We start from the raw sequence: 15,565 nt of genomic DNA on the forward strand, positions 1-15,565 counted from the left end.
ATTACCCGCTTGCTAATCAAACGGATAATCGATGGCGCATAGAGCATTATTGCGTTTGGGAAGCCACTCGCACTTCATCTAGAATATTTTCAAGAATGGCTTTCGCTCCTTGGCGAGCTTCTGTCTGTTGATCGGCTGGATAAGCGTTCGCAACAACATCAAAGTAAGTATCATGAAGCTTTTCACTCAACACTTTGAAGCGCTCTCTTTCATCATCAGAAAGTACGACGACTTGAAGATCTGGGCGCTCTTTGAGGATCTTGTCCATATTTTCTTTGTTGATGCGAATTTGGTAATCGTAGGCAGCCTGATCTGCGGCTTTGATCGCTTTATCAACCATGGCTTGCTTTTCCTCAGACAAACCGTTGTACCACTTGCTGTTGGTCGAAACGGTGCTCACATAAGGCTGCTGTCCCGGGAACATCAAATAGTCTTGAACTTCATGCCATTTAGCGTTGTATATGAAGTAGATTGGGTTGACCATGCTATCAATCGTTTTCAGTTGAAGAGAGCCATAAACCTCTCCCCAAGATAAAGGTGTCGGCGTTGCACCAAATGCTTTGTAAGTTTCGACAGGAATCGTTGACGTAAAAGTGCGGATCTTTTGATTGGCGAAATCTTCTGGTGTACGAATCGGTTTATTACCTCCCCATACCATCTCGCCTTCAGACATCATGGACAGTAATTTTAGGTTTACACTCTCAAACTTAGGGGCGAGTTGGTTATAAATCGTCGGGCTTTCCGTTAAGACCTGATGCGTTACTTTTTCATCCGTACCCAGCACGTAAGGCAAACTGACTGCCTGAACTTCAGGAACGTATGAACCTAAGTGACCTGCGCCAACAGATACGAATTGAATGGTTCCTTTTGCTGCTAATTCGACGATGTCGTTTTCAGTGCCCAGTTGTCCGTAGTAGTAAATACGAACACGAATATCACCATCCGATTCTTTCTTAATCACCTCCGCAAACTTCTGAGCGTAGATATCTTGAACGTCCGTTTTGTCCTCTTCTGAAGCAAACTTCCATGTTTCGGCATGAACACCAAACACAACGCCTAAGCTTAAAATTGCCGCGCTTAATTTTTTCATCCTTTTCTTTCCTTTTCCTTCCAAGTGACACGTAAAATGAACCCCTTCATTTCACGCTTATCCTGAACTCACAGAGGACAACTTCTTTCCAAAACCTCCGCCAGCTATTCTCCTTACAATGAATTCAATCGATTGCTTACCAATTGAATCCAGTAACTTGCCCCGAACTTCAAGATTCGGTCATTAAAATCGTATTCCGGATTATGCAGTGCACACCCACCTACAGAGTTAATGCCGTTTCCAAGCAACACATAACACCCCGGCTTAACACGCAACATGCTGGAAAAATCTTCTGAGATGGTTATCGGGTCACACTTACCATTCACGTTTTCGTCACCCAGAACTTGCTGAGCCGTCGTGATGGCATAAGCGGTTTGCTCATCGCTGTTGATCGTCGGATAAAATGTATTGATGAATTCGAAGGTATAATCAGCGCCTGCAGACTGGCAGATCCCAGCTACAATTCGCTCCATACGTGTTCTGATGATCTCAAGGCTCTGCTCGGTAAAACAGCGACAATCACCTTTTATGGTCACTGTCGTTGGAATCACATTCACCGTCCCATCGGTGATAAACTCGGTTGCGGATACCACCGCAGAGTCATGAATCGCACTTAAACTTCTCGAAACAATGGTTTGTAGGCCCAACACAACCTGAGCCCCCACTACTAAAGGGTCAATCCCTTGATGTGGTAAAGCCGCATGCCCACCAACGCCTTTAATCACAATTTCAAAGCTGCTCTCACTCGCCATTAATGAACCAGGCCTCACCATCAGTTTTCCTTCCGCTAATCCGGGGAAGTTGTGAATGCCGTAAACTTCATCAATAGAAAAACGTTCAAAGAGCCCATCATCAATCATGGCTTGCGCGCCTTTTCCATGTTCCTCATCCGGTTGGAATATGAAATAAACGGTTCCATCAAAGCCGCCATGCTTAGCAAGATAGCAAGCCGCACCGAGTAGCATTGCTGAATGCCCATCGTGCCCACAGGCATGCATCTTCCCGTCATGCTGAGAGCAGTAAGAAAAAGTATTTTTCTCATGGACATGAAGCGCATCCATATCGGCTCGAAGACCAATGCTGGCTTTACTTTGTCCATGACGCAGGATCCCAACTAAGCCAGTTTTCCCGATATTACGAACCACTTCGATGCCAAAGCTTTGCAGCTTGCTTGCAATGAAATCAGCCGTCATATCAACATCAAACCCGCATTCAGGAAATCGATGCAAATGCTGTCGCCATTCCATCATGTTTTGAATCAATTCAGAGGAGAGCTGATTAGGGTCGATAGGCGTAGATGAATGCATAACAAAAAGTCCTTTAAAATCAGTTTCAAAGCGGGGTAATTAAAGATTTAGTGGTAAGTGCTGATCTAAAAGGAGACCAAAACCTTTAATGTTTTTGGGATAGTGGAGTAAAGCTAAAGTGTGCCAAGCCAGTACTTGATTGCTAGACAACACTGGCTTGTTTATCGCAGCTTCAATATCGTGAATAACCGTGGTCGCTCGTAGCGCGGTACAAGAAATGAAAACGGCGTCAGCATCGGGATGACAGGCTTGTATTGCCGCATGAGTAATATCATTTGGAGAGATGAACGTCATCGCGGTGTCATCTTCAAAATCAAAGCCTACGATGTTAAGTACTTCGATACCTACCGTTGAGAAAAAGGCGGCCACGTCTTGGTTTACTGCTTGCGTATAGGGCGTAAGAATAGATACACGCTTTATGTTCAATCGTTCAAAAGCAGCGAGTGCTGCAGTGACTGGGTTTGTCACTTTTGTATCGGGGTGATGTGCCTGAATAAGGTCGGCAATGCGCTGTTCACCGATCGCAATCGTGCCCGATGTACACGCATAGATAACCACATCTAGCGTTGTCCCAGGAAGAATCGTATCCGCAACCTCTTGGATTCTAGGCTCCATACGACGCAGATTATCTATGGTTAGCGGGTTGTAGTTACGCACTCGACTGGTAAATGAAGCGACATTTTGTGGGAATAGTTGGCGTAAATCGTTCTCGATATTAAAGTCTGTCGCCAGCGAAATAACACCCACACGACCTGCGCTCGCAAGATTATCCAGTTCATTCTGTAGCGCTATTGATCCCACTTCCATGCTCGCATCCTATCCATCAATATCTTGCTGAAACTGACGTTTTGGTAATGCCAATTCGCCTTTCGTTTCGATTTATTATTGCTTTACATTTTGTTTACAAGATTAATAATGCCTTGACGACAACAAGGAATTTCATCGAATGACTCCCATATTGTGCGGATTTTCTGCATTTTTGGTGAGCTATAGTGGTTTTCCTTTAATTAGTAAAAACAAGACATTCGCTCATGAGTGAGGTCACAATTCGGAGCCAGAGCATGATTAGCTCACCATATGGCTTCCATCCATTACAGGCAGAAAGGAATCGATCGTCATGACGTCAACGCCACCACTTTCCGTCGATAGTTTCGACCGCAAAATTCTCGACATTGTCCAGCATTCAAATAGAGCGACTTCAGACACTATTGCTGATCAGGTAGGGCTATCGCCAGCAGCGGTACAGCGTCGATTAAAGCGCATGAGGGCGCAAGGGGTAATACAAGCCGATGTCTCTGTTGTTAATCCCAAGGCTGTAGGCCAAACCATGACTTTTGTTGTGCAAGTAACGTTGGAAAGAGAAAGAGTCGACTTGATGCATAACTTTAAGAAAGAGATGACAACAAATCGCTCGGTACAACAGTGTTACTATGTGACTGGAAGTTCAGACTTTATTCTTATTGTCACTGCGGCAGACATGGAAGGTTATGACAAGTTTACGCGAGAAGCTTTCTTCGATAATGCCAATATTAAGAGCTTTCAAACCAACGTGGTAATGGACAACGTGAAAGTGGGTTTAACAATTCCCATCGATGACCAATGAGAAAATTGAGAAAAGTCCATCATTAGTAGACATAAAAACGGCGCCTCCTTTCAAGCGCCGTTTAACGATTTCAACTGATCAGATGGCTTTAAACAGACTCAGAGTCTCATTTCACCAGTTCTCGATAGAGTTCAGGGTCCGTAGCCCCTTCTGTACCTATCACTAATACCTTACTTTCTGTCCCCAAACCAAGTGCTTGTGAATAGCCACTATCTTGACGAGCGATTACTGCCGCCGCAAACCCCGGAACCGCAGACTCCCCTGCTTCGATACGATTCTCTCCATGAGCCAAAAATCGCATCGCCTGAGGGATTGCGTCTTCGCTTAACGTCATAAAATCATCTGCGCCGTTATGAAGAATGTCCCACGCTAATACTGATACTTCGCCACACGCCAACCCTGCCATTAAGGTCTCTAAGTCCCCCTCAACAACAATAGGTTTCCCTGCTTGCGCACTTTTTTGAAGGCAATTCGCTTGTTCAGGCTCTACGATAATAAATCTTGGGCGGTGCGCCCCCCAAAGATCCCAGAAATAACCACAAACTGCGGACGCTAACCCACCAACTCCGCCTTGCACAAACACGTGAGTCGGGATTTCGCCGTCAAGCTGCGCAACAACTTCAGACAACATTACGGTATAGCCAAGAGCAACATCTTTGGGGATTTCCATATAGCCTTCATAAGACGTGTCGGAAACGATCACACGATCGTGTACTTTTGCTTCACTGTCGGCTAAGCGCACTGATTCATCATAGTTGCCAGATATTCTAACCACTTGCGCACCAAAAGATTCCATGGCGTGTTTTCGACCTTCTGAAACGTCTTTGTGAATATAAATCACACACCCACAACCAAACATTTGTGCGCCCCAAGCAACAGAGCGTCCATGATTTCCATCTGTGGCACAACTGACTACGATTTCAGCCGCCTCTGACTTCCAGTCACCTTGGAGCAGCTCTTTTATTGTTGGCTGTTTGCCATAACGCTGCAAAATGACACTCTGCAACTGACGAGCAACAGCGTACGCACCACCTAACGCTTTGAAACTCTTGAGTCCAAACCTTTGTGATTCATCTTTATACCAAAGGCATGACACTCCGATGCCATCTGCGATGGAATGCAAAGAATGAAGAGGCGTAACCGCATAACCTGGCCATTGAGAAATCGTGTCTATCGCTAACCTAGCGCTCGCTACACTAAGAATCTCTTTTTGTTCATCTGAATACGTAAGGCCAGAATGCGCGGAAGGATTGGAGAAGTGGCTCAATTTACCCGTCAATAACTGCATAGATGCTCGTCCTTAAATTGTTCTCATATTCAACCTCATATGCTCATGTGATATGAAATTGCCAGCCATTCAAGTTTAACGAGACTCGATGCAGTATTAGTGCCTTATGCTTCAGTAAAATGCTTTTTTTGATACTTAATACTAAGAAGAGCGAGGAAAATCCTCACCTAGTGCGACTTAACGCTACTTACAAAAAATCCACCGTATTCAATGAATACGATGGATTCGTTTATTGCTTTTTGCTTCGAGAATTTAATTATGAAAAGCGTTAAAACACACAGTGTTTAGCGAAACCTGTTGCTTCGTTTGCCGTCCATTCACCTTTCGGCTTCTCTTTTAAGTCTTTACACCACTGCTCGCTACCGATGCCATCTTGCAGAACACAGTGCTTCGCGAAATCAACCGCGTTGTCTGTTGTCCATTCTGTCTTTGGCTTTTCACGCATGTCTTTACACCAAGCTTCTGTACCCACTTCGTCAGAACATGCTGTTAGCGCTGTTGCTGCTAACAGTAGCATTACCAGTTTTTTCATAAATTTAGGTTCCACTTTCAATTGATGAATGAACTATACCCAAAATATCACTGTTCGTGTTAAGCCCGCGACAATTTATCGACTCTCTCTCCGTAAAAGAGACGAATTTCTGCCAACTCAACCTAACTGCATCGAAGTCGTTACTCGGCGTTTAACCAAATAAGCTCGAACATGATCATAGATGTAATTGAAGGCAAACGCATACAAGGTGATGAAGATTGTCACGCCCACGTCCATGACAAACGCTTCCCACATGCTGACTTCTAGCATCCACGCCATCGCCGGAATGGTGGCAAATAACAAACCCGCTTCAAACAACACCACGTGTACGATTCGAAGTCGGATTGTGCGTTTCTCTTTTGCCCCTGTCGCAAAGCGATCAAATATCCAGTTAAAGATGAAATTCCAAATCATCGCAATGGTCGCGACGACTATCATGGTTCCTGATAATGCACTGACTTCATGATCTGTAAACAGTGCCAAACCAATAATGGATAAACTGATTGCCAATACTTCAAATAATACGGCGTGAAACACACGCTCTAACGCTCCCATAAAAACCTCACAACTTTACATGGAACAAGTTAAGTGGCGGGGATTATGACAGCTAGATAACGAAGAGAAAGTTAACAACCATCACGAATAGTGATAGCTTACAACGATACTTTCCGGATGAGTGTCATCCAAATCCTCATTAGGTATTGAAATGTACAGCTTTGAACAACTCAAAATCTTTGTCACCGTGTGCGAAACAGGATCCTTCTCCGCAGCCGCAAGAAAGCTAAAGCGCGCGCAATCAGGTGTAAGCCAATCTGTCGCTAACCTTGAGATCGCAATTAACCAAGAGTTGTTCAATCGAGAGAAAAACACACCGACACTGACGGATAGCGGAAGAGCCTTATTGCCTATCGCTCAGTCCATTCTGCATCAACAGAAATTCTTCGACCAAAAAGTCGAGTCCTTAGAGCAAGCCTACGAACATGAGTTAGCGATTGCGGTGGATGAATCTCTTATCAACCAATCGTTGCTGGCGCAATTTGCAAGCTTGGCGGATCAATTCCCTATCACGCAGTTCGATATCATTACCGCACCGACATTCGATGTTGAAGAGTTGATTCGAAAAGGTAAAGCGCAAGTCGGTATCGTGTTGGCTGATGGTGAGCTAAAAATGGACATGGATTTCTTTACCCTCGGGCACACTCGTTTTCTTACCGTGGCTTCGCCTTCTCACCCATTGGCACAGCTATCGGTGGTTCATGATGCGGAGCTCAAAGCCCATCGCCAACTGGTACTGCGCAGCGCACAAAGGAAAGAATTGTGGTTCAGTTACGCCATCAGCACCCAGTTATGGTTTGCTAATTCGCATCAGACGCTAACCGACTTAGCATGTCAAAACGTTGGTTGGGGATTATTGCCAGAAAGAGTGGTCAGCAATGAGATTGAGAGCGGTAAGCTAGTTGCCCTACCCGTTGCGCACGAATTTGATGGCTGGCTCACGACAGTTGGATGCTTAGTCTCTCGAACCCGAGGTATGGGCCCGGTTTTACAAGCTCTAGTAAAAACCTTGCAAAACTATCGCTATCAGGACGAGTAGCCCAAAACTTTTTGTAGGTTCAAGTTTTAGAAACACTCCGAGACCTAGACAGGGTTCAAGCCTAGTTGAAGCTAAAGACGACGAACTTGGGTCAATGCTTGGAGATTCGCAGAGCCTGTACCAAAGCACGCTAAACGCAGCTCTAATGCCATTTGCTCAAAGTGCTCGACAACAGATTGCGTGCTGATCGTCGCGGCTTTTAATACCGCACCAGCTTGGCCAACAAGGTTAGCACCTAGGTGAATCGCTTTTGCCGCTTCTAAGCCATTATGTACGCCACCAGAAGCAATTAAAGGTAAGTTAGGGTATTGAGCGTGGATTTGCTCTAAGCACTTAGCCGTTGGAATGCCCCAGTCACGAAATAGCTCCGCAGCGCGCTGCATCTTGTTGTCTGTCTGACAATAACCTTCAACCGCAGACCAACTCGTGCCACCAGCGCCTGCAACATCAATCGCATCCACACCTGCGTCAACAAGTTGTTTGGCTACCGCGCCACTGATACCAAAGCCGACCTCTTTGATGATCATCGGGACATCAATGCGCTGTTTTAACTGTTCAATCGATTTGAGAACGCCAATCCAATCATGGTCACCATTCTGCTGAAAGGCTTCTTGCATAGGGTTGAGATGCACAAATAAAGCGTCCGCTTGGATAAAGTCGACCGCACGTTGGGCGTTGTCCAGGCGTTGCTTGTCTCTCAGTTGAGCGGCACCCAAGTTGGAATACAAAGGCACGCCTTTGGCGAGATCACGAATGGTTTTGCCCAAACCTGAATGTAGGCTGTCTTCTAGGCTCACGCGCTGCGAGCCAACTCCCATCGCAATGCCCATTTCACTGGCCGCTTCTGCCAAACGACAGTTGATGATCTCTGCATCTTTTGCGCCACCCGTCATGGAACTGATCAAAAACGGCAGCGCCAATGAGTGACCAAGAAACTCGCTCGAAAGATCGATGGTGTTAAAGTCACATTCAGGCAATGCGCAATGCTCAAATTCGACATACTCAAAGCCCGCCGTTTTGCTTTTCATGTTCATGTCATGATGTAAAACAGCGTCTAGATGTAAGTCTTTTCGATTAGATTGCGGAGCCATAATGTCACCCTAAAGTAAAACAGTCGCGCAGTATTGCGATCCTTGTCATTGCCGTCAATGCGAAAATTCGGAAATTGAACAATTTATTTACCGAATCGAGCCTTGTGGGCTCAGGCCTTATGACTAAGGAATCATATTAAGGAGCAACGTTTAAAACACTGCGCCTCACTGCTCTATTAAGCTTGGGTAACGATTAACAATGTTGCCACTCCGATGTGCCAAGAGTGGCAGTTCTAGATGTCATTTAGGCTATTGAGTTTCGACGGATTGAATAAGCGCCACCACCGTGCTGGTTATAGGTGGTGTGAACTGGTCCGGATCATCACAGAATTGAATTTTGCCTTTCTCTTCAACATGAAAAAGCGGAATCACCAAATTGTCTTTGTGGTGCTCAAGATAATCTTTGTAGGTGAAGCTCTCACTCAACTTAGTGTGTTTGATTTCTGCACCTTGGCTTAGCAAACTCGCCATTTGGGTGTAACTGACATTGCCGCCCATCAATAATTTGCCGTGATACTCTTCCGCAACCGAGTGTTTTTCATTGCCGTTAGATTTGGTTTTCTGCAGGCAATGTACTTTATCTTCGCCGAACTCGCCGACAAATTGCATACACGCCATAATGTTGAAGTGTTGGTCTGGCGTTAGCGCCACCACTTGCCCAATGCCAATCAGATTCAGGTTGTCATCAGCATGGCTTGAGATCGGGTTTCCGTAGTAATGGTCTAAACCCAACATACGAACTTGGCTAATGTAGTCCCAGTTCGAATCGGTGAGCAGAACTTTGCGATCGTATCTCGCCAGCGCTTTACCTATCTCTTGCGCTACTCGGTTTGCACCAATTAATAGGAAGCCTCTTGGTGCAGGCTCAGCCACACCCAAAGCTTTAGCCATAGGACGCGCCGTGGCACTTTGTAGTACCACCGTACCGATGATCACCATAAAGGTCATTGGCACCAACAGCATGGCTTCTGAAATGCCATATTCTGTCAGCTTGATAGCAAACAGAGACGAGATGGACGCTGCCACAATACCGCGCGGCGCAACCCACGAGAGGAATAGCTTATCCTTGAAGGTTAAGTTACTGCGAATAGTTGAAGCGAAAATCGAAAGTGGACGCGATACCAACTGCATGAAAACAAACAGCAATACCGCACCGCTACCAAGCGCCGCGAAATCATCAAGACTGATGCGTGCCGCTAGGAAGATGAACAACCCAGTGATCAACAAGATGGTTAAGTGCTCTTTAAAGTGCAGGATTTGCTGAATATTGATGCCCTTGGCGTTCGCCAGCCACATGCCCATCACAGTAACGGTCAGTAGACCTGCTTCCGATTCCATTTGGTTAGAAATCGAGAACACACCGAGCACGACCATCAATACCGCAAAGGGCTGAAGGTATTCCGGCAGCCAAGCTCTGCGCAAAACGTTAGACACCGCAGCACCAGAAGCAACACCGAGGATCAAGCCTACCGCAATGATGGTGCCAAACACTTCGACGCTGTTAACGGCATTGTGAGAGACAATAAACTCGTACACCATCACCACAAACAGCGCGCCCAATGGATCAATTAAGATACCTTCCCAGCGCAGAATATTGGCTAATTTGGAACTTGGGCGCACGGTTCTCAGCAATGGCACGATCACCGTTGGACCAGTCACGACAGTTAAACTGGCAAACAAAATCGCAAGCTCCCAAGTAAAATCAAGGAAATAGTGCGTCGCCACACTGGTAGCCACCCACGAGATGATCGCGCCAACAGAAACAATGCTCCACACCGAACCGCTCACGCCACGAATCTCTTTAAAGTTAAGGGTTAAACTGCCCTCAAACAGAATCACCGCCACGGCGAGAGAGACTAAGGGAAAGAGTAAATCCCCGAGAATGTCGTCTGGATTAAGCCATTGCAGGATCGGCCCAACAATGATCCCCGCCAACAGTAAGAACAGAATGGCTGGTAAGCGCATTCGCCACGCTAACCACTGACAACCTAAACCTATTACCCCAACCGCCGACAGCACCAGCGCTTCGTTGCCCACTTGCATCAATTATCACCTAATATTTATGGTCATTTTGGTGAGCTCACGCTCTACACAATTTAAGACTTTGAAATCTATTATGAATATAGTGTAGAGCAGGCAAGCTGCCAGTGTTCGTCCAAATATGCGACTCCATCTCAAAACTATCGTTCTCGGTTGTATATCGCGTTAGCTTGTCACACAGTGAACTAAGCTTAGCTAAGTTGCTCAAAGTTAAGGATTCTCAAACAACGGATAGGGAGTGCAGCAGTTGTTTATCTCATTGGCGGTTATCTTGGCGGTTTGCGCCTTACTCATCACATTGAAAGCAGTCGGTCGAATATCGAGGCTCGAAGACGAAGTGTCTCAGCTTCATAAAGAACTGGCAGAACTGCGCGCGCGTTGGTTTGAGAGAGAGACACCACCGACTCCAAACCCCGAGCAACACGCTTCTCAACCACACCAAGCGCCGCCGGAGCAGCCCGCACAACCTAGTGCTCCGACGTTCAAATCAGGTCCAGAGCCAACATTGGTTTCAGAGCCTACCTCTGCGCCTCGAACAGCCAAAGAAGTACCACCGCCAATTGTCGAGCCGAGCCTCCCTTCACTCGATGAAGTACACATCGGTGGTCTAGCGCAAAGCAGTGAATCCGTGTTTGAGAAACAAGCCAATAAGCTGCTGACCAACATCCAAGAAAACTGGTTGGTTTGGGTTGGCGCGCTCGCCATGTTGATTGGTGGTGGTTACCTTGTACAAGTGATTGGCAGTCACATTGAGTTCTCACCAATCATGCGCGTGACCATCGCATTCTCCATCTCTCTTGCTACCGTGATAGCAGGTGAATGGTTCCATCGCCGCGAGCAGAAATCTCCAGACCGAGCAGGACGAGCGAAAGGCTTTACTTACGTTCCTGCCGCCATTACCGGAACAGGGTTAACTGGCATCTACTGCACGGTGATCTTTGCGTTTGTCTTCTATCAGCTCTTATCGCCAGGTGCATCACTGGTGATTTTGGCGGGCGCGGCGTTTTCGAGCTTAGCGCTTTCTCTGCGCCAAGGGCCTTTGATGGCCGTGCTCGGCTTAATCGGTGGTTATTCAGCACCACTTTGGATTGGCGGTGCAGAGCCTAACTATTACTTACTCGCGGGCTACATCACTGCAATTTCAATTGCCGCAACGCTACTGATGCAAAAGATCAGACACGCTTGGATTTCACCATCGATTACCGTGCCGCATATTTTGTGGATGTTGTTGCTGATTGAGAGCATGCCGATAGAACAACTTTTCTCATGGCTTGCGATCTTCCTTTCTCTGAGTTTGTACCTGCTGTTTGCGGTGCCAAGAATGGGTTGGATACTCAAACCGCGTTACCGTCATTGCCAAGGCAGATGGACGCATCCACCGACAGGTATTGCTCTCGCGATGACATTATCAGTGCTGTCGGCACTAGCTCGCATGTCTAGCATTGATACCGCAGAGATGATTTACTTCTATGCCTTCTTTACTGCCATGATTTGGCTACCCGCCGCTCGTAAAACTTGGTCTTTAAGAGTCTATCTACCATCGATATTGGTGCCTTCTACCGCGATCATGCTGCTTTCTATTGCGCTTGAATCTATTTATATGACTGAAGGACAAACGCCAGTATTGCTCGCGCTCGGCATTAGTATTGTGTTGATTGCACTGAGAACATTATTCCAGACACTCGGTGGAGATCGCTCTCAACTAACGGGTATTCTCTTCCTTGTGCTCGCCCCGGCAATGACCTTGATTACCCTACTCTACACCTACGAGTTCATGAGCCGTCATGTTTTAGGTTGGACGCTCTTCACCGCCGTGATTGCGGTTTACTACGCCTTACTTGGACAAAGGTTCAAAGCGTTGGCACTGGAATGCTCCGCCATCATGCATGCCATCATTGCAGGAACGGCTTTCGTTTGGCTGAATGGCACATGGCTCACGACAGCTATTTCGATTCAAGTGGCGGTTATGGCGTTGCAGACTCAAGCCAATGTTTTCCGCCCAGCGAGTTGGGCAGTCAAAGTCGCAATGGGCATCTTAGTCGTACGTCTGACGCTATTACCGTTTATTCCAGAGTGGCAGCCTGTCAATGCGGGACACTGGGCTTGGGTGCTGATCAGTTACCTGCCTTCTTTGGCGATTCTTGCTTACGCTCGCACTGTGTTACATCGCTCAGATACAGAGCTCGCCAATTGGTTTGAAGGGGCGTTCTTACACGTCTTCTTGATGGCGGTGTTCACCCAAACCAACTACTGGCTCACAGGGCAATACGGTTACCTAGGCTACATCGATTTCACTTCGGCGATTGTGTTTGCTAACCAAGCGTTAGTGATGGGTTTGGTTTACAGCTATCGCAGCCAGTTTGCGCAGCAACTAGAGCGCGTTTATCAAGCTTACAGCTATCTACTTTGGGGCGCTTTTGTTGTGCTGATGATGTTGCTCAATAGCCTTGAATCGCCGTTGATGGTCAATAATGTTTCCGCTGAATCCGTGCCTGTGTTCAATATGCTGTCTCTTGGCTGGTTGCTACCTGCGATTGCCTTGCTAGTAACTAGTTACAAGCGTTGGAACACATTGCAGATCCCACGCCCTGTGGTCGCCAGCTTTGGTCTTATCTTGGCAGCCATTTGGCTAGGTATGTCGATTCGCCAGTTCTGGCAACCTATCTCGATGACGCTCTCTCAACCGACTGGCATGGCAGAGCTGTTTACTTACTCGATTGCTGGTTTGATTGTTGGCGGCTTACTGACTTGGGTTGGCGCAACACGCAAAGCAATGACGATTCAACGCATCGGCTTAGCCGTGCTGGCGTGCGTCGCACTTAAGGTGTTCTTGTGGGATGTCCGTTCATTGGATGGCTTCTGGCGCGCGATCAGTTTCTTGGGCCTAGGTGCATCACTGATTGGATTGGGATGGTTATTTCAAAAACTCCACCGCTCGGTCGCAGAGCCTGTCGAGCAAGCGGAATAAAGTTCAAGATAAGAAAGGTGATTCCCAACTCTTTTCTGGGTTACGCAACCACTGGTGAATTGAGAAGGGAATCTTGGAGTGTTCTTAAAGCGCTATTTCAACAGCGCCACAACCGTATGACGACGAACATTCGCTTGTGCATTCAGCGCTTGGAACGTCGAACTAAACTGACCGGAAGTTGCCATAAAGCCATCGAGTTTCGCATTCACATCAGCAACACTTAACTGCTTGGTTTGGCTCTGCACTGTACGCATTTGGGAGTTCAATTCTCCATGAAACGCTTTGGCTTCTTCCAAGCTGGTTTGCACTTGTCTTATGTGCTGATTCACTTTGGCGATGGTTTGCTTGATTCCATCACGAGAGCCTAAATCAAAGCTCAACTCAGCGATGCCATCCGGTTCTGATTTTAGGTTCAGAACATTCGCTTGCCCTGCAGGAAAACGATGACCTTCGCCCGTCACTAGCACCTTTTGCTGCATTTGTTGATATGCCGTATCGCGCGCTTCAAACAAAATGGTGCCGTCTTCTGCCAGTGACGCTCGCATGCCCATCGCAATCAAACTGCGGTCGAGCATTTTCACAGTGCGCGCACCATCGGCTTGACCATCAAATTGGATCATCACCGATTGACCTTGCGGAAAGTCTAAACGGATTTGCTCGGCTTTCTCACTCAAACGATGCACGTTCAAACCGGGGATGGAGAAACGGCGAATATCCGCTTTATCCAGTTTGAGGTGCAGTTCGTTATCAAGCACTTTCTGCCCGTCAAAGCGCGCCTGTTCAACCACTTGTTGAATCGACGCTTTAGAACGTACTAGCCCCTCTTGCAAACCGGGAACATTCTGCACGCCTTGGTTGACAGCCTGGGTCAAACCTCGCTTGATTTGAGTCAGCTCTTTACCAATCACTTGCAACGACTTAGAGGCGATTTGCACCGCTGTTGCTTGTTGCTGACCTTGAGTAAGCTGAATACCTGAAACGGAATAGGCTGACGCGGTGTCAGCCTGAACTTGCGTAGGACGCGGCTTAATCGCACTGCTCGAATCCGCTGAGCGGGTTGGCATGATAGAGGCTTGTTCTTGCCCACCTAAGCGTATGCTATGGGGTCTTACCTCTACTGTGCTCATCACCATACAAACTTCCTTAAATACGATCAAACAGGTTGAGATCGTTGATCTTCACGTAGCTAGCTTGCGTTGCTTGTAACGCCGCCATGTAGTTGCTCAAACGTACTGACGCCTCACCGTAATCCAATGCAGATAAGTCACTGGTCACCTTATCAACGAACAACTTGTTTTCACCGTGCGCGCTGTCCATTAGGTCGAGGTTGTTGTGGCGGCCACCAATTTCTGTCATCGCTCCCAGTACGTTCGCCAAGGTATCATCAATGGCAGATAAGCTAGCGTCTACTTCCGCTTGAAAATTCGGACTCGGGTTCTCAAATTCTGCAATCAAAGTGTCGATTTGGTTCAATACATTATCGCCACCGCCAAGCTCCAGAATCTCTTTTGCCGTCATGTTGGAATCCATGGTCACACCCTTCGCGACGGTTACCACACGCTTATCGCTGTTACCATCAACTTGGTACGCACCACCTGCATTGCTCACCGCCGGCGTGTCCGTCTGAGTACCAGAAAATAGGTAGTGGCCTTCTTCATCTTGCGCATTGAATGAAGATTCTATCGAATCACGGTAGCTTTTTAGCTCGATGACCATGCCGCTGCGGTCTTCATCGGTTAATGTGCCGTTCGCGCCCCAAAGCACCAAATCACGCACACTCTTCAAGCTCTCGTTGACCGAATCCAAATGGGTTTCTTGCGCAGAGAGTGTGGTTTTAAGATTTGCGATATTACTCTGATACTGGCCAATTGCGCTGTTTTCACGCTCAAGGTTCAGCAGCTTTATCGACGCCATAGGATCATCAGAAAGCTTGGTTAGTCGGTCACCCGTGGCCATTTGTTGAAGAACATGCCCCAAACCTGCGTTGTTGGTTTGCAAGCTTTGCAGCATCATTTGGCTAAATTGACTGTCACTGATTCGCATCTCGGGTTC

The 15,565-nt window shown here is 47.1% G+C and carries 13 protein-coding genes; 3 read left to right on the forward strand and 10 right to left on the reverse strand.

All coding sequences use genetic code 11. From position 1 onward, the window contains the following. Positions 1-46 precede the first annotated feature (46 nt). From dctP to L1076_RS04315, 3 genes are all read right to left on the reverse strand, one after another. The gene (gene dctP / locus L1076_RS04305) at positions 47-1,090 is read right to left on the reverse strand and encodes a TRAP transporter substrate-binding protein DctP (RefSeq protein ID WP_237303213.1); all 1,044 of its coding nucleotides are present in this window, start codon (positions 1,088-1,090) and stop codon (positions 47-49) included. 113 nt (positions 1,091-1,203) lie between these two features. Continuing rightward, positions 1,204-2,397, reverse strand: a complete 1,194-nt coding sequence (locus L1076_RS04310; RefSeq protein WP_038868309.1) for a M20 aminoacylase family protein — start codon at positions 2,395-2,397, stop codon at positions 1,204-1,206. Positions 2,398-2,436: 39 nt separating this feature from the next. Next, entirely contained in the window at positions 2,437-3,204 is a 768-nt protein-coding gene (locus L1076_RS04315; RefSeq protein ID WP_038868307.1) for an aspartate/glutamate racemase family protein, read from the reverse strand. A gap of 310 nt (positions 3,205-3,514) precedes the next feature. On the opposite strand from L1076_RS04315, the gene L1076_RS04320 reads away from it, so the two are divergent. After that, positions 3,515-4,000: an Lrp/AsnC family transcriptional regulator gene (locus L1076_RS04320; RefSeq protein WP_038868305.1), complete on the forward strand. Its 486-nt coding sequence runs from the start codon at positions 3,515-3,517 to the stop codon at positions 3,998-4,000. Between the two features lie 106 nt (positions 4,001-4,106). Here the strand turns inward: L1076_RS04320 and L1076_RS04325 are convergent, their stop codons facing one another. The 3 genes from L1076_RS04325 to L1076_RS04335 form a co-directional block, all read right to left on the reverse strand. Further along, positions 4,107-5,288 (reverse strand): diaminopropionate ammonia-lyase, encoded by a 1,182-nt coding sequence (locus tag L1076_RS04325; RefSeq protein WP_237303214.1) that lies wholly within the window; start codon positions 5,286-5,288, stop codon positions 4,107-4,109. Positions 5,289-5,556: 268 nt separating this feature from the next. Further along, on the reverse strand, positions 5,557-5,820 hold the full coding sequence (locus tag L1076_RS04330; RefSeq protein ID WP_038868301.1) for a DUF3012 domain-containing protein: 264 nt from the start codon (positions 5,818-5,820) through the stop codon (positions 5,557-5,559). 117 nt (positions 5,821-5,937) lie between these two features. After that, on the reverse strand, positions 5,938-6,375 hold the full coding sequence (locus L1076_RS04335; RefSeq protein WP_042599902.1) for a PACE efflux transporter: 438 nt from the start codon (positions 6,373-6,375) through the stop codon (positions 5,938-5,940). A gap of 151 nt (positions 6,376-6,526) precedes the next feature. Between L1076_RS04335 and L1076_RS04340 the strand changes: the two genes are divergently transcribed. After that, positions 6,527-7,414, forward strand: a complete 888-nt coding sequence (locus tag L1076_RS04340) for a LysR family transcriptional regulator (RefSeq protein ID WP_237303215.1) — start codon at positions 6,527-6,529, stop codon at positions 7,412-7,414. Positions 7,415-7,485: 71 nt separating this feature from the next. Here the strand turns inward: L1076_RS04340 and fni are convergent, their stop codons facing one another. Together fni and L1076_RS04350 are read right to left on the reverse strand one after the other, a co-directional pair. After that, positions 7,486-8,505, reverse strand: coding sequence for a type 2 isopentenyl-diphosphate Delta-isomerase (fni, locus tag L1076_RS04345; RefSeq protein WP_237303216.1), 1,020 nt, complete (start codon positions 8,503-8,505; stop codon positions 7,486-7,488). A 249-nt stretch (positions 8,506-8,754) separates the two neighbouring features. Next, a complete protein-coding gene (locus L1076_RS04350; protein ID WP_237303217.1) occupies positions 8,755-10,548 on the reverse strand; it encodes a sodium:proton antiporter in 1,794 nt (597 codons plus the stop codon). A 235-nt stretch (positions 10,549-10,783) separates the two neighbouring features. On the opposite strand from L1076_RS04350, the gene L1076_RS04355 reads away from it, so the two are divergent. Further along, positions 10,784-13,513: a DUF2339 domain-containing protein gene (locus L1076_RS04355; RefSeq protein ID WP_237303218.1), complete on the forward strand. Its 2,730-nt coding sequence runs from the start codon at positions 10,784-10,786 to the stop codon at positions 13,511-13,513. Between the two features lie 92 nt (positions 13,514-13,605). On the opposite strand, the gene L1076_RS04360 is transcribed toward L1076_RS04355, so the two are convergent. Both L1076_RS04360 and flgL read right to left on the reverse strand, forming a co-directional pair. Continuing rightward, positions 13,606-14,646, reverse strand: coding sequence for a flagellin (locus tag L1076_RS04360; RefSeq protein WP_237303219.1), 1,041 nt, complete (start codon positions 14,644-14,646; stop codon positions 13,606-13,608). A 10-nt stretch (positions 14,647-14,656) separates the two neighbouring features. Next, positions 14,657-15,556 carry a flagellar hook-associated protein FlgL gene (gene flgL / locus L1076_RS04365; RefSeq protein ID WP_237303220.1) on the reverse strand — a complete coding sequence of 300 codons (900 nt, stop codon included), beginning with the start codon at positions 15,554-15,556 and terminating at the stop codon, positions 14,657-14,659. Between the last annotated feature and the right edge of the window lie 9 nt (positions 15,557-15,565).

This window comes from Vibrio sp. MMG023 (assembly GCF_021654215.1).
GTDB classification, from domain to species: Bacteria; Pseudomonadota; Gammaproteobacteria; order Enterobacterales; family Vibrionaceae; genus Vibrio; species Vibrio jasicida.